Below are 15,852 nucleotides of genomic sequence, written 5' to 3'. Positions count from 1 at the left end.
AACCTGGCGTCGATGCATCTGCGGATCTTCGCCTCCACCAAGGGCGGCACGAGCTACGCCGACATCGCCGGGCTGGCCCGGCATGCCGAGACCTGCGGCTTCGACGGGTTCTTCCGACCCGACCACTACCTGCCGTTGGGCGGCCCGCCCGACCACACGCCGACCGACGTGTGGACGACGCTGGCCGGGCTGGCCCGCGACACCAGCCGGATCCGGATCGGCTCGCTGATGAGCGCGGCGACGTTCCGGTCGCCGGGAGCGCTCGCGGTCGCCGTCAGCCAGGTCGACGACATGAGCGGCGGGCGCGTGGAGCTCGGTCTCGGCACCGGGTGGTACGAGCCTGAGCACGCGGCGTTCGGCATCCCCCTGCCGCCGCTGGGCGAGCGGTTCGATCGGTTGGCCGAGCAACTGTCCATCGTGCGGGGACTGTGGACGGAGGACCGCTTCGACCACGCCGGCGCGCACTATCAGCTGAGCGGCGCGCCGGGATTGCGGACCACCCAGCGGCCCCACCCGCCGATCATCGTCGGTGGCAAGGGGCCACGGCGCACGCCGCGGCTGGCCGCCCGGTTCGCCGACGAATACAACGTGCAGTTCGCCAGCCCCGTCGACACCAAGGAGTTGTTCGGCCGCGTCGAGGCCGAATGCGACCGGCTGGGGCGACCGCCGGTGCGGCGTTCCGTGTGCGTGTCGGTGGCCGTCGGCCGCGACGCCGCCACGGTGGAGCGGCGGGCGGCGGTGCTGCGGCCACCCGTACGCGGGGCGGGGTCCGGCTGTTACGGCTCGGTCGACGAGGTCGTCGACCATCTCGGCCAGTTCGCGGCGATCGGCGCCGGGTGCGCGTACCTGCGGATCGCCGATCTGGCCGACCTCGACCACCTGGACCTGCTCGCCGCCGAGGTCCTGCCGCAGGTGGCGCGATGATCCAGCTGTTCGGGGTGTCGCAGGTGTTCGCCGGCCGGGCCGGCTCGGTGGAGGCGTTGCGCGACATCGACCTGAAGATCGCCGAAGGCGAGTTCGTGGCCGTGGTCGGCCGGTCCGGCTGTGGCAAGTCGACGCTGCTGCGCCTCGTGGCCGGGCTGATCCCGCCGACCGAGGGCGAGATCCAGGTGGGCGACGAGCGGGTCACCCGACCCCGCCGCGACATCGCGATGCTGTTCCAACGCCCGGCGCTGCTGCCGTGGCGCACGGTCCTCGACAACGTCCTGCTGCCGGCGGAGATCTTCAAGCTCGACCGGTCGGCGGTCCGGGCGCGGGCCGCCGACCTGCTGGAGATGGTCGGCCTGGGCGGTTTCGAGAAGCGGCTGCCGCACGAGCTGTCGGGCGGCATGCAACAGCGGGTGGCACTGTGCCGTTCGCTGCTGGCCCGGCCCCGCGTGCTGCTGATGGACGAGCCGTTCGCGGCCCTGGACGCGCTGACCCGCGAGGACCTGTCCACCGAGTTGCAGCGCATCCACATGGAGACCCGCGCCACCATCATGTTCGTCACGCACGCCATCGACGAGGCCGTCCTGCTGGCGGACCGGGTGGTCGTCCTCAGCCCGCGCCCGGGCCGGATCGTCGAGATCCTCGACATCGACATCCCACGCCCGCGGTCGCTCGGCCGCACGGCCCACCTGGACCAGGTCGCCACGGCCCGCGCCGAACTGCATGAGCTCCTGATGCGCCGGGAGTCCGCGCCGGTTTAACCAGGCACCGAGGTGCCACGTGCATCGCGATGAGTGCCGCTGGACCCCTGGCGGATTGGTGCATGCCTCCCCCTGCGCGCAGGCCGCTACGGCTGTCCCCGGCTCAATCGAGCTCGTCGTCCCATGAGCTGCGCCGGCGGAGTCACCCGTCGGAGTTACAAGGGAAGAATATTTCTTTCACCTCGGCTAAGCTGCGGTTTCGCACGATTCTCATATGCGAGTGAGCGGGGGAAAGTGGCGCCTAAACGAGCGCAGCAATCGCCATTGAGCCTATTCTCCGATAAAGAGTCGCGGCAGTTTCTTCGAAACTCGATCAAACAATTCAGGGCTCTGGAGAAAGAAGCAAATGCGGCCCTGAGGGAACGCTTGGACTGGCAGGACTTCCAAGGACTCCGAGTCTGCGTGCGTGGACGGTTCGCCGTCCTGGCGAAGCGGGAATTGCGGGTGCGTCAAGCACTCGCGATATGGGCCTATGTGGCTGCGGCCACGACTGCCGTATCCGGCATTGCGACGACCTCGTTTTTAAGTGGTGGCAGTCCGGCGGGATCTGCGGCGGCCGCCTACATCGTCACCTTCATCCTTTCCCTGATGGTGCCGCGACTGCGAAGCAAGATGCAATGGCGCACCTCCTGGTTTCAGTTGAACATACTGGCTCTCACGTCTCTTCTCGTCATCACCTGGAGCGTTGGCGGCGCTCATGCGAGTGGCGACTTCTACCCCCGGTACGTCGACCTCGGCCAGCCTCGTCCGGCGGGACACGCGATCCAAATCGCTGCCGGTATTACCGGAAGCCTGGCGTCCACGGCAGTTCTCCTGTTCTTGGTCCTCGGCTTTAGCGCCGTTCGTAGGTTGCTGCTCCTGAAATCTATCGACGACGTCGTCGCAATCCGTGTGGCGCGGGTGATCGCCTGGTTGAGAAGAAGCGATCTTCATCATCGCGACCACGCGTCCCGTCGGCACGCGTCGGCCCACCTGGAAGTGGCCGCCGACATCATCGAACATGCGTTCCCGAGGATTCTGTGGCTCCCGGCAGCCTCCAGCAACGCCGCACTACGTGAATATTTCCGGAACGTCGGACAACATGTTCGCGAGTATCAGATCTGGATCATGACACCTGGTTCGAACACCCGAAATGATCTGCTGGGTGCGTTGGCCCGTATATACGGCGCGATTGCACTACGCGAAATGGCGTCCCTACCCGCTGATCCGACACTGCGGTTGAGCCGACCCCATCGCGCGCGGTCGATCATCGACGCGACGCGTGCGCTGCTGGTCGGACTGTTGCCGTTGGCCTCGGTGCTGGTGTTGCAATGGCGGGGCATCAAACTGCCTTCCCCTCTTGATACCGGCGCTATCACCATCGCGGGCCTGTGGGCATTCGCAAGTGTGATGATGTTGATCGACCCTGCCTTCTCCACCCGACTCGCGTCGGTCAAGGACATCGCCGCCGCGTTCCGAGGGGTCGGGCCGGGTTCGTCGCGAACAGTCTGAGCCTGCTGCGGCTGCCTGCAACCAGCCGGCTCGGAAACCGCGTGACCGACCGTCGCCGCCGCCGCCTCCTCCTCCTCCTCGGTCAAGCCCGCGCCGCGCTGTCTGCCGCTGACTGCGGCTCACCATTTCGTCTGGGTCGTAGGGCCGCGGCAACCGCGTCGCAAGCGGGACGGTGCTTCGCGGCGCTGTCGGCCGCGGGAAGCTCCGAACATCGTGGTTTGGTGGGGCGCGAGGTGCGTTCGTCAGGGCTTAGGCACCGGGTCGTAGTCGTAGAGCCACCCGGTCGCGCGCTCGTAGAAGCGGGGCATGAACAGTGACATGCCGACCTCCGTGAGGCGGCGGCGGAGCGGGCCCGCCTGCTTGACCTCCCGGTTGTCGTCGGCCGCTCGCAGGACCCGGTCGACGCGCGGACGGCGGACCGCCTCGTAGCGGGCGAGCCCTTCCGCGATCGACGCGGCGCCGTCGAGCGTCGCGGCCAGGGCGACGCCGTCCTCGATCGCCATCGAGGCGCCCTGGCCCGCGCCGACCGGGTGCGCCGCGTCGCCGACCAGCACGGTCCTCCCGGCGTGCCACACCCGCACGGAGTCGAGCACGTGGTTGACGCTCGGGCGGTGCAGCCGCGTCGTGGCGGCGATGATCTCGCGGGCCACCGGCTCACCGGCGAAGAGGTCGTCGAGCCGGTCCAGCCCGATGCCGGAAAGGTCCGCCGGCACCGGGCCGTTGACCTGTGCCTGCCACCAGACCTCCCCGCCACCGGGTGGCACGACGTGGATGAACGCGCCGTGTGCGCCGACGGTCATGTTGAAGGTGCCGTCGGCGTCGGCGGTGCCGCCCGGCGAGTGGCCCGGGACCCTCATGGTGGACGTGCCTTCGGCGGCCACCGCGTCACCCGGCGAGCGGCCCGAGATCACCCAGACGCCGGCATAGCGCGGCGTCGGCGCCGTGCGATCGAGCGCGCCGCGGACCACCGACCGGAGGCCGTCCGCGCCGACCAGCAGGTCGCCCGCCGCCTCGAGACCGCCGGCGAAGTGCGCCGTGCCGTCGGCGTCCACCGTGGTGAGTCGCTCGCCCGTGACCAGCTCCACGCCCGCCTCCGCCGCTGCCGCCCGCAGCTCGGCGACCAGGTGCCCGCGCATCAGCGTCACGCTGTGCAGCGGGTCGTCGCCCCGGCGGCCGCGCGGCACGTCGGCGAGCCGGTGGCCCTTGGCCGACCACATGCGCAGGCGGGCGATCGGCAGCCCGCGCGCCTGGACCCGCTCCAGACAGTCGACCGCGGCCAGCCCGCGCAGCCCGTTGACCGCCAGGCTCACGAACGACCCGACCTCGCCGGCCGGATCCGGATGCGCCTCGTAGACCGTCACCTCGGCCCCGCGCCGCCGCAGCGCGAGCGCGCTCACGACGCCCGCCACACCACCGCCGATCACCACGACCCGCATCGCGTACCCCCGATTGAGTGAACACTCATTCACTGAATATAGATTCAGCAAACGGCCGGCGTCAAGCCTGGAATAGTCGGCCGATGGACCTCACCCCGTTGCGGCAGCGGGACTTCGCGCTGCTCTTCACCGCCGGGTTGATCTCGCTGACCGGCAACTGGGTGCTCAACGTCGCCCTGCCCGTGGCGGTGCTCGGGCTGACCGGCTCGCCGGCCGCCGTCTCCGCCGTCGTGGCCGCGTCGCTGCTCGGCACCATCGCCGCCAGCGCGGTGGCCGGGGTCTACGTCGACCGGTGGGACCGGCGCAGGGTCGTCGTGGTCGTCAACGTCCTCCAGGTCTTCGCGCTGCTCCCGTTGCTGCTGGTGCGCACCGAGGACCAGGTCTGGCTCGTGGTGGTGGTCGCGTTCGCGACGCAGGTGCTCGCGCAGTTCTTCCAGCCGGCGGAGAACGCCCTGCTGCCGCAGCTCGTCACCACGGAGAAGCTGCCGGCGGCCAACGCCCTCAACTCGCTCAACAACAACGTCGCCCGGCTGGTCGGCCCGGCGGTGGGCGGCATCATCGCGGTGACCGGCGGGCTGGCCGGCGCGGCGATCTTCGACGCGGCGACGTTCGCGGTCGCCGCCGCGTTGTGCGGGCTGATCCGCGGCGCCCACCGCGCCACACCGGACGGGGCGCCGGACCGCCACCTCGGGCGCGAGCTCGTCGAGGGCTTCCGCGCCGTCGCGCACAACCGGATCGTCCGGGCGATCTTCGTGATCATCGGCGTCTCGTCGGTCGGTGAGGGAATGATGGGCACCCTGTTCGCGGTGTACGTGACCCGGGCCCTCGACGCCGGCGGCCGCGAGTTCGGCTGGTTGATGTCGGCCCAGGCGGTCGGCGGCATCATCGGCAGCCTGTTCGCGACCCGGCTGGCCGCCCGCTTCCGCCCCGTCCCGCTGATCACCACGAGCTGGACCACGTTCGGCGTGATCGACGTGGTGATCTTCAACTATCCCCGCTGGGACACCTCGTTCTGGCCGGTCTTCGCCCTGTTCGTGGCGGTCGGCGTGCCGGTCGGCATCCACGTCGGCGCGATCTGGACGCTGTTCCAGACGGAGACGCCGGACCGGCTGCGCGGCCGCGCGTTCTCGGCGATCTGGATGGGCGCGTCGATCGCCTCGGTCGTCGGCGCCGGGATCGCGGGCGCGCTCGGCGACCGCTACGACGTGGTCACCCTGCTCACCGTCCAGGGTGTCGGGTGCATCGTGGCCGGGCTGAGCTTCCGCGCGCTGGCCGGCCGGGGCCCGGCGGCGCTGGGCCGGCCGGCGCCGGCGCGGTCAGACGTCGGCGCGGACCAGCTCCCCGAACAGCTCCATCGCGGCGTCGACGTCGTCCCGGGCGCCGGTCATCAGCAGGTCGAGCCCGAGCCCGCGGGTGACCGCGAGACCGAGCCGCGCGTACGCCCGGGCCCGTGAATCCGGCACCCCGGCGCGGCGGAACAGCTCCGCCAGCGGCTCCTCCCACGCCCGGATCACCGACTCGCGGAAGGCCGCGGTCCAGTCGCGCCCGTACAACGCCTGCACGTAGATCTCGAAGAACAGCCGCTGGGCCGGCAGCACCTCGGGGCTCGTCAGCTGCGCCCAGAACGTCGCCGAGACGGCGAAGATGTCGGCCTCGTCGGTGACCAGGTCGGCCAGCAACGCCCGCTGCGCCGCCTCCATCCGGGCCACCACCTCGGCCAGCAGCCCGTCGCGGGAGCCGAAGTGATAGATCAGCATCCGATGGCTGGTGCCGGCCTCGGCGGCGATCTCGCGCAGGCTCAGGTGGCTGAAGCCGTGGCGGCGGACCACCTCGAAGCACCGGTCGAGCAGCGCCTCCCGGGCGGCGCTCACCGGCCGGCGGCGGCTTCGCTCGCGGCTGCCAGGCCCGCCACCTCCATCGCCAGGTAGCGCCGGTTGCGCCGGCCGAACAGCAGGCCGAGGAGCCCGGCCAGCGGGCCGGTCTGCGCAAGCTCGAGCGTGATCGTCGTGCCGCCGCCGGCGGTGGGCGAGATCAGGTGACGGCCGATCGTGCGTACGCCGGGGGAGTGGTTCGTCCACGAGAACTCGGCCTCGTCGGCGAACGTGGTGACCTCCCACACCAGCGGTTGCATGCCCGGCTGTTTGACCCGCGCGCGACTGCCCAACCGCAGCGGGCCGTCGTCGAGCCGCTCCACCGACGTCATGGACCTCGTCCAGCGTGGCCAGTCGGTCACGTCACGCAACGCGGCCCAGGTCGAGGCCAGGTCGGCGCGGGCCTCGGTGCTCGTGGTCAGCATCATGTACCAAATGGTACAGGCGATAGGGTGCCGACCATGACCGTGGACATCTGGACGGACGGCGCCTGCAGCGGCAACCCTGGGCCGGGCGGTTGGGGCGCGGTGCTGCGCTACGGCACGGTCGAGAAGGAGATGTGCGGCGGCGAGGCCACGCCGACCACCAACAACCGGATGGAGCTCATGGCGCCGATCAGCGCGCTGGAGAGTCTCACCCGGCCGGTGGTGGTCCGGCTGCACACCGACAGCGTCTACGTGCGCGACGGCATCACCAAGTGGCTGCCCCGGTGGAAGGCCAACGGTTGGCAGACGGCCGCGAAGACGCCGGTGAAGAACGTCGACCTGTGGCAACGCCTGGAGGCGGCGCTGACGCCGCACGAGGTGAGCTGGCACTGGGTCAAGGGGCACTCGGGGCACCCCGAGAACGAGCGCGCCGACCGGTTGGCCAACCGCGGCCTGCGCGAGGCCCGGGAGGCCGCGGCCACGCACTGAGCGCGCCGCGGCCGACCTCAGTTGGCCGAGACGTTCTTGACGGCGGCCAGGATCGCCGACGTCACCTCGTCGGGCGCGGTGATCGGCGCCAGGTGGCCCGCCTCGACCTTGGTGATCGCCGCGTCCGCGCGCTCGGCCATCGCGACCTGCCGCGCCTCGGGGATCACCTGGTCCTGCGTGCCGACCACGTACCAGGAGGGCAGGCTCCGCCACGCCGCGGGCCCGGACGGCTGGTTGCTCGCGCGGGCGGCGAGCGGTCGCTGGCTCGCCCACAGGGCGCGGGCCTCGTCGGCCGGGACGCCGCTGGCGAAGCCCGTGACGAACACCGGCTCCTTCAGGTAGAGGTCGGCGTCGTCCTCCGCCGCGCCCGGGTAGGGCACGAAGTCGAACACCTGCCCCGGATCGCCGGCCAGGATCGAGTCGTCGCCGACCAGCGGCGCCACGGTCTCGCCTTCGTCGGGCACGAACGCGTCCACATAGACCAGCGCCCGCACCTTGGCGCTGACGACGTTGGTGATGACGGCGCCGCCGTACGAGTGTCCGACCAGGACGATCGGGCCCGAGATGGTCGAGAGGAAGTCGGCGATGGTGGCGCTGTCGCCGGCCAGGTCGCGCAACGGGTTCGGCGGCACGCGCACCGGGTAGCCGGCCTCCCGCAGCCGTCGCGTCACCGCGCTCCAGGACGAGCCGTCGGCCCAGGCGCCGTGCACCAGCACGACCGTCGGCTTGACGGGATAGGCGTCCTCGGCCGGCGCGGGCCCGGCGGCGGCCACCGCCGACGGCACCGCGAGCAGGGCGAGCGCGGCCAGCGCGACCAAAATTCTCTTCACCAAAGCCTCCGTGGGTTCCAGTCAGGGCATGGGCCCGCATTCAATAACGCGGCTTATGCCCTAAATGTCACGGAACCCGCGCCCGGCCTCACCAGGCCGCGCCCACCATCCACTCGACGACCGACACCGACGTGTAGTCCGCGACCGCCGGCAGCCGCCCCAGCACCCCACCGATCGTCATGCCGATCAGGGCCAGCAGCAGCAACCCCGCCATCCGCATGCCCACTGTGGATCGTCCGCCCATCACCGCTCCCCCTGGGTCACCGTTGACCCCACTCTTCCGGCCGGACAGGGTTCGGGTCACTGCCGCAGGTACCCCAACCCGGGGTAGCGCCAGCCCTACCATCGCGCCGCGGTAGGAGCCCGCCGGGATGGCCATTCATCGATGCAGCTCGATAGGGTGACGGAACCGAAGTTCCTTCGCTCCCATGAGGAGGCTCCCAATGGCCCTACGTCGCAGACTGTCCACTCTCTTCCTCGTCGCCGCCGCCCTGGTCGGCGTCCAACTGGCCGGCGTCGGCGTCGCGCAGGCCGCGGTCCGGGTGCTCTACTACGACACCAGCCAGGCACAGGAGTTCGTGTCGGTGGCCCGCCAGGGCGCGTCCAACTGGAACAGCCGCGTGACCAACGTCCGGCTCGAACCGGTCCCGGCCGGCCGCACGCCCAACATCCGCGTCTACGCCGACAACGGCTGGCCCCGCGCCTACACGCAGTCACTCGGCAACGGCTACTGGATCATGGGCCGCCAGGCCGTCAACCAGGGCTACTACCAGCCGCGCATCTCGACCCACGAGTTCGGCCACCTGCTCGGCCTGCCTGACCGCCGCACGGGCCTGTGCAGCGACCTGATGTCAGGCAGCAGCGCGCCGGTCTCCTGCACCAACGCGTTCCCCAACGCCCGCGAGGCCGCCGAGGTCAACAACAGGTTCGGGTCGCTGACCAGCGTCCCGACGCGCGAGTTCGTCTGGCAACCGGCTGCCTGAGCGATCAAGGGCAGGCTGTCCCGGGTCCGCCGGGGGCACGACCGTCGCTCCCGCCGGACACCGGGCCGGGCCCTGGGGGCCCGACCCTGCCAGGCCCGCGGCGCAAGATCGCGTCACCGGAGTCGCGCGGCCGGCGCCCTAGTAGGACGTTCTGGCACCCGAGGTCGCGTCTATCGCAACGGAGCCGACCGCGGGCGTCGGCGTGGCGCCGGACTGCGGGTGTCGGCGTGGCGGCCGGCCGTCATGGGTGCCTGCCGCCCGTGGTGGGGTTGCGTTGCGGGGCCAGGGTGCAGGCGTCAGGGCCGTGCCGGCCGGCCGTCACGCGTGCCTGCCGCCCGCGGTGGGGTTGCGTTGCGGGGCCAGGGTGCAGGCGGCCAGGGCGGTGGCGGCCGTGAGGCAGTCCTCGGCGACCGCGGCGACGAAGGCCGCGACCTGCTCCCGGCCGATCCAGCGCCGCCAGTAGGCGCCGGCGTAGCTGCCCGCCACCGCGCCCGCCGCGCCGACCGCCGCACCTAGCAGCGGGTTGCGGCGCGCCCGCAGGGCCAGCGCCGCGCCGCCGGCCGCCCCGGACGCGATGCGGCTGGTCAGCCCGGCCGTCGAGAGGCGGCTCGGAGTGCGGGGCAGCTTGTCGGCGCCGAGCTCGACGGCGGCGCTCGCGGTCAGCGCGGCGCGTCCCGGGGTGCTGGCCGCACGGTCCAGCACGGCATAACCGGTGCCCGGCCGGGTGGTCAGGGCGATCGCCGCCAGGCCGGTCATGCTGCGGCCGCCGGCGGCCACACCGACGAGGAACGCACTGGTCATCGCCGCGGTCTCCATGCCGCCACGCTACCGGCCCGGTGGCCGCCCCACCGGCTACTCGACGAGGCGCGAGCGCATCGCTGCCACGTGGGTGGCGTCGACCCCGCAGTCGGCCAGGTACTTCGTGACGTCGCCGTACGCCTCGCGCAGGTGGTCGAGGGTGTTGACCATGACGTCCCGGCTGGCCTCGGCGGTCAGCGCGTAGTCGTCGGCGATGTCGTCCTCGGCCACCCCGGCGACCAGCAGCGCCAGCGCGACCAGCACGCCCGTGCGGTCCTGGCCCGCGTGGCAGTGCACCACGACGCCGCCCGCCGGCGCCTCCGCGACGGCCCGGAACGCGGCGCCGATCTGCGGGCGGTTGCACTCCAGCATCCCGGCATAGTTCTCCGGGACCCACGCGTAATCCGCCTCGCCCAGCAGCGGCACGTTGACGTAGAGCGGGTCCTGCGCGAACGGGCTCGGCCGCAGGACGCACTCGGCAGGCCAGCGCAGGTCGACGATCCGCCGGACGCCGCCGGACCGGATCGCCTCGACAGCGGCCGCGGTCAACAGGTGGTGGCTGTCGGAGCGGAGCAGTGCGTCGGCCCGGATCCGCCGGCCGTCGGCGGTGGCGAGGCCGCCGAGGTCGCGCACGTTGGTGCAGTCCGGCCAGTCGAGGATCACGCGACGGTCCTTCCCGTGGGGGACTTCATGATCCCCCACGGGGCCGGCGGCCGGCTACGGGTGGCGGCGGGACAGCGCGAACCGCCGTCGTCCGAAGAGGACCGAGCCGGCCAGGAACAGCGCCGCGACGCCGGCCAGCACGGCCAGCCACGGCGAGGGCGAGGAAGACGCCGGCGCGGGCTCGGTCGCGGCGGCCGGTGCGGGGTCGAAGGCGGCCGGCGCCGCCGGTGGCGGGGCCGCGGGCCGGAACGGGTCACGGTTCTGGTCGACGGGCAGGACCGGCGGCTTGACCGCGCCCGGCCAGTACTCCGCCAGATGCTGCTCGGTCGGCGCGGCGACGGTGGGCAACTGGCGCAGGCCGCCGTCGGTGCTGATCGTGCCGATCTCGTACTCCGGGAACCAGCCCTGGATGCCGGTGACCGCGAACGCGCCCTCGTGCGGCAGCACGATCGACACCGCGTAGTGGCCCGGCTCAGGAAGCTTCACCGCGTCGTACGTCGTGACCGTGCCCCTGCTGTCGACCAGCCGCAGGGCGACCTTGTCCAGCTCGCCCTCGTAGGGATGGAAGCCGTGCTGCAGCACCCACAGCCCGACCGTGTAGGTCTGGTGGGGCCGCAGTTGCGCCGGCATCGGCTCCAGGACGGCCGACGCCCAACCACCGGCGCGGGCCGGGCCGGGCGCGGCGATCGCACCGACGGCCACCGCGAGCAGGGCCGCCGCCAGCACGTGGCGCAGGATTTTCGACATGTTCGCCACCTCCGCTGGTGACGAGCCGCGCGCGGGCCGCCCGGTTCCACGGTGACGCCGGACACGCCCGTCACGTTTCCGGGTGGCCGTCTCGTCGTCACGGTATGCGCGTACTAGTCATCGGAGGCTCGGGCGTGGTCGGGCGACCCACCGTGAGCGCACTCGTCCGGCGCGGCCACCGGGTCGCGCTGCTCAGCCGGCAGGGGACCGCCGGGCCGGCCGGCACCGAGGCGTTCCAGGGCGACCTCACCACCGGCGCGGGGCTCGACCGGGCGCTGGCCGGTGCGGACTGTGTCGTCGACTGCGCCAACATCACGACGATGTCCCGCCGCACGGCGGTCCGCTGGTTCACCGACACCACCACGCGGCTCGGGCGTCTCGCGGCCGACGCGGGCGCCACGCACCACGTCGTGCTGAGCATCGTGGGCATCGACAAGGTGCCCTACGGCTACTACACCGCGAAGCTGGCGCAGGAGGACGCCGTGCTGACCGGTCCGGTGCCGGCGACGGTGCTGCGGGCCACCCAGTTCCACGAGTTCGCCGGCCAGATGATGGAGCGGATGACGGTCGGCCGGTTCGCGTTGGTGCCGGCGATGATCACCCAGCCGATCGCGGCCGGCGAGGTCGGCGAGGCGCTGGCCGAGGTGGTCGATGCCGGCCCGGCCGGTCGAGTGCCGGACATCGGCGGCCCGCGGGTCGAGCGCCTGCCCGACCTGGCCCGGCAGCTGGTGCGGCATCGGGGCCAGCGCCGCACGGTCGTCCCGGTGCGCCTGCCCGGGCGGGCCGGGCGGGCGATGAACGGTCCGGAGCAGCTCCCGGGCGACGGCGCGGTGCTGCGCGGCCCGACCTTCGCGGAGTGGCTAGGGTCCGTCCCGAGGTCCTGACCGGGCCGCGCCGGACCCAGCCGACGCCTTGCCCCGCTCCGGCCATGACTTCGGGACAGCCACTAGGCCACCACCAGCAGGGTCTTGCCCACGGTGGAGCGGGCCTCGATCGCCGCGTGGGCGTCGGCGGCCGCCTCCAGCGGGAAGCGCTGGCCGATCACCGGGCGGAGCTCGCCGGCGGCGGCGCGGGCGAGCGCCTCGGCGGTCAGCGCCCGCAGCTCCTCCGGCGGGCCCGTGACGCCGCGGAGCAGGGTCACGCCGCGGGCGGCGGCCTCGTCGTCGGTGACGTCGGACCAGGCGCCGCTGGAGAGGCCGTAGCTGACCATCCGACCCCCGCGCTCGAGCAGATCGAACGCCTGCCGGGCCACCGCGCCGCCCACGCCGTCGAACACGACGTCGACCGGTCCGGCGGTGGCGGCCCAGCCCGCGACGGTGTAGTCGACCGGTCGGTCGGCGCCGAGGTCGCGGACGAGGTCGAGCTTGCCGGGGCCGGCCGCACCGACGACCGTGGCGCCGGCCGCCTTCGCGAGCTGGACGAGCAGCGTGCCGACGCCGCCGGCGGCCGCCTCGACGAGGACCCGCTCGCCGGGCCCGGGGGCGGCCGCGCGCAGGAGCAGCAGGGCGGTGCGACCGTCGGCGAGGAGGGCCACCGCGTCGGCCAAGCCCAGACCGTCGGGCACCGGCACGAGGGCGGTGGCGTCGACGGCCACCTGCGACGCGTACCCGCCGGAACCGCCGGTCGAGGTCACGACCCGCGTGCCGACCAGCGCCGGGTCGACCCCCGCCCCGACCGCGGTGACGACGCCGCCGACGCCGTTGCCGGGCACCATCGGGAGGGCGCCCTGGAACGGGCCGAAACCGGTCGCGCGGAACATGGTCTCGATGAAGGTGATGTTGGCGAAGGCCACCTCGACCAGCGCCTGACCGGGGCCGGGCACCGGGTCGGGCGCCTCGCCGGGTGTCAGCACCGACGGGTCACCGAACCGCGTCAACCAGACAACTCGCATACGCGGAAGGATCACACCTCAACCGCGGTTGAGGTCAACGCTCGGAGACGCCGCCGAGCACGGGCTTCACGTCGACGATCGGCGTGCCGTCGAGCGCCTCGAGGCCGGAGACCTTGACCCGGAGCCCGTCGACCTCGAGCACGGTGACGCGGTGCAGGCCGATCGGGTTGGGCCGGTCGGGGGAGCGGGTGCTGAACACGCCGGTCAGCGGCCGGTCGGCGGCGCCGCGCGGGCGCACGGCCAGCACGTCCCGGGCTGCCCGGTCGAACCAGGTGAGCAGCAGCACCTCCTGGCCGGGCGCGAGGTCGGCCAGGGCGTCGGCGACGGCGGGCTCGAAGACCAGCCACGCGTCCGGCGCGCCCTCGTCGCCCTGCTTCGGCGCGCTCGCGCGGTCGGTGAGCGGGGACGAGACGGCCCCGACCGGGGAGATCTCAAACATCCGGGGATCGTAGCGATTCGAGGCGGCGGGTGAGGTACGCGCGCTCGGGCTCGTTGCCGACCAACGCCAGCGCGGCCCGGTAGGCGTCGGCCGCCTCACCGGTGCGGCCCAACCGGCGCAGCAGGTCGGCCCGGGCCGCGGGCAGCAGGTGGTAGGCGGCCAGGTGCCGGTCCTCGGCGAGCTCGTCGAGCAGCGCGAGGCCCGCGGCCGGACCGTCCGTCATCGCCACCGCCACGGCCCGATTCAGGTCGACGAGGGGCGAGGGCGCGACCGTGCGGAGTACGTCGTAGAGGGCGACGACCTGCGGCCAGTCGGTGGTCGACACCGAGGCGGCCTCGTTGTGCACCGCGGCGATGGCGGCCTGCAGGGCGTACGGGCCGGGCGGGCCGCCGGTCAGCGCCTCGATCACGAGCCGGCGCCCTTCGACGATCTTGTCGATCGTCCACAGTGAGCGGTCCTGGTCCTCCAGCAGCACCATGTCGCCGGCCGCGTCGACCCGGGCCGGGCGGCGGGCGTCGACCTGCAGCATCAGCGCCAGCAGGCCGGCGACCTCGCGCTCGGCCGGCAGCAGGCGGTGCAGGATCCGGGCGAGACGGATGGCCTCCTCGGCCAGGTCGGCCCGGACGAGCTGCGGGCCGGCCGTGGCGGCGTACCCCTCGGTGAAGATCACGTAGATCACCCGCAGCACCGCCGGCAGCCGGTCGGGTAGCTGGGCGGCGTCCGGCACGCGGAACGGGATCCGGGCCTCGCGGATCTTGCGTTTCGCCCGCACCACCCGCTGCGCCATCGTGGCCGGCGGCACCAGCACGGCCCGCGCCGCCTCCGGCGTGGTCAGCCCGGCCAGGCAGGTGAGGGTGAGCGCGAGCTGGGCGTCGGGCGCGAGGGACGGGTGGCAGCAGGTGAAGAAGAGCCGCAGGCGCTCGTCGGGCGCGTCGTCGCTCCACACCGGGTCGAGCGGCGGCGGGCTGTCGCGGCGGTCGGCCTCGACCTGGAGCAGCGCGAGCTTGGCGGCGAACACCTTGTCGCGGCGGAGCAGGTCGACCGCCCGGTGGCGGGCCACAGTGAGCAGCCACGCCCCCGGGCGGTCGGGGACACCGTCTTTCGGCCAGCGGGCGACGGCGGAGGCGACCGCGTCGGCCGCGACCTCCTCGGCCAGGTCGAGGTCGCCCAGGCTACGGACGAGCGTCGCCAGCAGCCGTCCCCACTCCTCGCGGAAGACGGCCTCGACGGAGGCGGCGCCCGTACGCACGAGCTAGTCGCCGAACTCCATGACGGGCCGGATCTCGATCGACCCGTACTTGGCGCCGGGGCAGCGCTCGGCCCACTCGATCGCGGCGTCCAGGTCGGGCACGTCGATCGCGTAGAAGCCGCCGAGCACCTCGCGGGTCTCGGCGAACGGGCCGTCGGTGACCGTCCGCTGGCCGTCGCGGACCCGCACCGTCGTCGCGGTCGAGGACTCCTGCAGGGCGTCGCTCGCGTTGCTGACCCCGGCCTTCTGGACAGCGTCGGAGTACGCCCAGTACTCGTTCATCACCTTCTCCGCCTCGGCGGGGTCGGGGGCGCCCGGAGTTTCCTCGCTGTAGATGAGCAGCAGGTAGCGCATGGTGTGTTACTCCCTCAGACAGGCGGTGGTCGGTGACCACCTCTCATCCTCACGACGATCGACTCGGCCGCAATCGACATCGCGGCGGAGATTTCTTAGTCCAGCTCCTGGAACAGGGTGATGTGCAGGTCGCCGGGGGCGTCGAAGCGGGCGTTCAGCGACCGCCAGGGCGTCTCCGTCGGCGGCGCGACCGGCGCGGCCGCCGTCTTGATCGCCTCCGTGGTCGCCTCCGTGTCGTCGACCTCGAACGCGAGGCGGAACCGGGGCGCGACGGGCCGGCCGACCTCGACCTCGTCGATGTAGCGGTGGTGCGCCGGGTTGGCCAGCTCGAGCGTGGCCCGGCCGGCCTCGAGGATGATCACCCGGGCGTCGTCACCGCCGCTGAACGCCGCCTCCTCGGTGAGCCCCAGCGTGTCGCGGAAGAACGCCACCGCGGCGTCGTAGTCGTCGACCTGGACGACGAGTCGCATCTGCTTAACCGTGGTCATGGGCCTCAAC

The 15,852-nt window shown here is 72.6% G+C and carries 19 protein-coding genes and 1 pseudogene; 7 read left to right on the top strand and 13 right to left on the bottom strand.

Features of this window, described 5'->3' with window-relative positions:
- The first annotated feature begins 12 nt into the window (after window positions 1-12).
- From O7635_RS01160 to O7635_RS01150, 3 genes are all read left to right on the top strand, one after another.
- Window positions 13-924, top strand: coding sequence for a TIGR03560 family F420-dependent LLM class oxidoreductase (locus O7635_RS01160; protein ID WP_278078510.1), 912 nt, complete (start codon window positions 13-15; stop codon window positions 922-924).
- Complete coding sequence (locus tag O7635_RS01155) at window positions 921-1,688, top strand: ABC transporter ATP-binding protein (protein ID WP_278078509.1); 768 nt, start codon at window positions 921-923, stop codon at window positions 1,686-1,688. The genes O7635_RS01160 and O7635_RS01155 overlap by 4 nt, the downstream gene beginning before the upstream one ends.
- 402 nt (window positions 1,689-2,090) lie before the next feature.
- The gene (locus tag O7635_RS01150) at window positions 2,091-3,179 is read left to right on the top strand and encodes a hypothetical protein (protein ID WP_278078508.1); all 1,089 of its coding nucleotides are present in this window, start codon (window positions 2,091-2,093) and stop codon (window positions 3,177-3,179) included.
- 242 nt (window positions 3,180-3,421) lie between these two features.
- On the opposite strand, the gene O7635_RS01145 is transcribed toward O7635_RS01150, so the two are convergent.
- Window positions 3,422-4,615 carry an FAD-dependent oxidoreductase gene (locus O7635_RS01145; protein WP_278078507.1) on the bottom strand — a complete coding sequence of 398 codons (1,194 nt, stop codon included), beginning with the start codon at window positions 4,613-4,615 and terminating at the stop codon, window positions 3,422-3,424.
- An 83-nt stretch (window positions 4,616-4,698) separates the two neighbouring features.
- On the opposite strand from O7635_RS01145, the pseudogene O7635_RS01140 reads away from it, so the two are divergent.
- Window positions 4,699-5,922 (top strand): annotated as a pseudogene (locus O7635_RS01140) (MFS transporter); the annotation flags it as partial.
- A 9-nt stretch (window positions 5,923-5,931) separates the two neighbouring features.
- Here the strand turns inward: O7635_RS01140 and O7635_RS01135 are convergent.
- The gene (locus tag O7635_RS01135; RefSeq protein WP_278078506.1) at window positions 5,932-6,486 is read right to left on the bottom strand and encodes a TetR/AcrR family transcriptional regulator; all 555 of its coding nucleotides are present in this window, start codon (window positions 6,484-6,486) and stop codon (window positions 5,932-5,934) included.
- Window positions 6,483-6,914, bottom strand: coding sequence for an SRPBCC family protein (locus tag O7635_RS01130; RefSeq protein WP_278078505.1), 432 nt, complete (start codon window positions 6,912-6,914; stop codon window positions 6,483-6,485). Before O7635_RS01130 ends, O7635_RS01135 begins: the two co-directional genes overlap by 4 nt.
- A gap of 33 nt (window positions 6,915-6,947) precedes the next feature.
- Between O7635_RS01130 and rnhA the strand changes: the two genes are divergently transcribed.
- On the top strand, window positions 6,948-7,400 hold the full coding sequence (rnhA, locus tag O7635_RS01125) for a ribonuclease HI (protein WP_278078504.1): 453 nt from the start codon (window positions 6,948-6,950) through the stop codon (window positions 7,398-7,400).
- Between the two features lie 17 nt (window positions 7,401-7,417).
- Here rnhA and O7635_RS01120 read toward each other — a convergent pair whose 3' ends face one another.
- Complete coding sequence (locus O7635_RS01120; RefSeq protein WP_278078503.1) at window positions 7,418-8,230, bottom strand: alpha/beta hydrolase; 813 nt, start codon at window positions 8,228-8,230, stop codon at window positions 7,418-7,420.
- Between the two features lie 88 nt (window positions 8,231-8,318).
- Window positions 8,319-8,474 (bottom strand): hypothetical protein, encoded by a 156-nt coding sequence (locus O7635_RS01115; RefSeq protein WP_278078502.1) that lies wholly within the window; start codon window positions 8,472-8,474, stop codon window positions 8,319-8,321.
- Between the two features lie 199 nt (window positions 8,475-8,673).
- Here O7635_RS01115 and O7635_RS01110 point away from each other — a divergent pair, with 199 nt between their 5' ends.
- Window positions 8,674-9,213, top strand: a complete 540-nt coding sequence (locus O7635_RS01110; protein WP_278078501.1) for a snapalysin family zinc-dependent metalloprotease — start codon at window positions 8,674-8,676, stop codon at window positions 9,211-9,213.
- A 318-nt stretch (window positions 9,214-9,531) separates the two neighbouring features.
- Here the strand turns inward: O7635_RS01110 and O7635_RS01105 are convergent, their stop codons facing one another.
- The 3 genes from O7635_RS01105 to O7635_RS01095 are packed head-to-tail and all read right to left on the bottom strand — an operon-like array spanning window position 9,532 to window position 11,421.
- On the bottom strand, window positions 9,532-10,029 hold the full coding sequence (locus O7635_RS01105) for a hypothetical protein (protein WP_278078500.1): 498 nt from the start codon (window positions 10,027-10,029) through the stop codon (window positions 9,532-9,534).
- Window positions 10,030-10,065: 36 nt separating this feature from the next.
- Window positions 10,066-10,674 (bottom strand): tyrosine-protein phosphatase, encoded by a 609-nt coding sequence (locus O7635_RS01100; protein ID WP_278078499.1) that lies wholly within the window; start codon window positions 10,672-10,674, stop codon window positions 10,066-10,068.
- A 54-nt stretch (window positions 10,675-10,728) separates the two neighbouring features.
- Complete coding sequence (locus tag O7635_RS01095) at window positions 10,729-11,421, bottom strand: hypothetical protein (RefSeq protein ID WP_278078498.1); 693 nt, start codon at window positions 11,419-11,421, stop codon at window positions 10,729-10,731.
- 104 nt (window positions 11,422-11,525) lie between these two features.
- Here O7635_RS01095 and O7635_RS01090 point away from each other — a divergent pair, with 104 nt between their 5' ends.
- Window positions 11,526-12,305, top strand: a complete 780-nt coding sequence (locus tag O7635_RS01090) for an NAD(P)H-binding protein (protein ID WP_278078497.1) — start codon at window positions 11,526-11,528, stop codon at window positions 12,303-12,305.
- 62 nt (window positions 12,306-12,367) lie between these two features.
- On the opposite strand, the gene O7635_RS01085 is transcribed toward O7635_RS01090, so the two are convergent.
- The 5 genes from O7635_RS01085 to O7635_RS01065 form a co-directional block, all read right to left on the bottom strand.
- Window positions 12,368-13,312: a zinc-binding dehydrogenase gene (locus tag O7635_RS01085; protein ID WP_278078496.1), complete on the bottom strand. Its 945-nt coding sequence runs from the start codon at window positions 13,310-13,312 to the stop codon at window positions 12,368-12,370.
- A 34-nt stretch (window positions 13,313-13,346) separates the two neighbouring features.
- Window positions 13,347-13,751 (bottom strand): tRNA (N6-threonylcarbamoyladenosine(37)-N6)-methyltransferase TrmO, encoded by a 405-nt coding sequence (gene tsaA / locus O7635_RS01080; protein ID WP_278078495.1) that lies wholly within the window; start codon window positions 13,749-13,751, stop codon window positions 13,347-13,349.
- Window positions 13,744-15,000, bottom strand: coding sequence for an RNA polymerase sigma factor (locus O7635_RS01075; RefSeq protein WP_278078494.1), 1,257 nt, complete (start codon window positions 14,998-15,000; stop codon window positions 13,744-13,746). Before O7635_RS01075 ends, tsaA begins: the two co-directional genes overlap by 8 nt.
- 3 nt (window positions 15,001-15,003) lie before the next feature.
- Window positions 15,004-15,354 (bottom strand): YciI family protein, encoded by a 351-nt coding sequence (locus tag O7635_RS01070; RefSeq protein ID WP_278078493.1) that lies wholly within the window; start codon window positions 15,352-15,354, stop codon window positions 15,004-15,006.
- Window positions 15,355-15,449: 95 nt separating this feature from the next.
- Window positions 15,450-15,842, bottom strand: coding sequence for a VOC family protein (locus O7635_RS01065; protein ID WP_278078492.1), 393 nt, complete (start codon window positions 15,840-15,842; stop codon window positions 15,450-15,452).
- Window positions 15,843-15,852: the final 10 nt, after the last annotated feature.

Origin of the sequence: Asanoa sp. WMMD1127, from assembly GCF_029626225.1 — a bacterium.
In the GTDB taxonomy this organism is placed as follows: Bacteria; Actinomycetota; Actinomycetes; order Mycobacteriales; family Micromonosporaceae; genus Asanoa.
The sequence above is the reverse complement of the archived record's forward strand: the minus strand, read 5'-3'. Positions and strand labels throughout refer to the sequence as shown.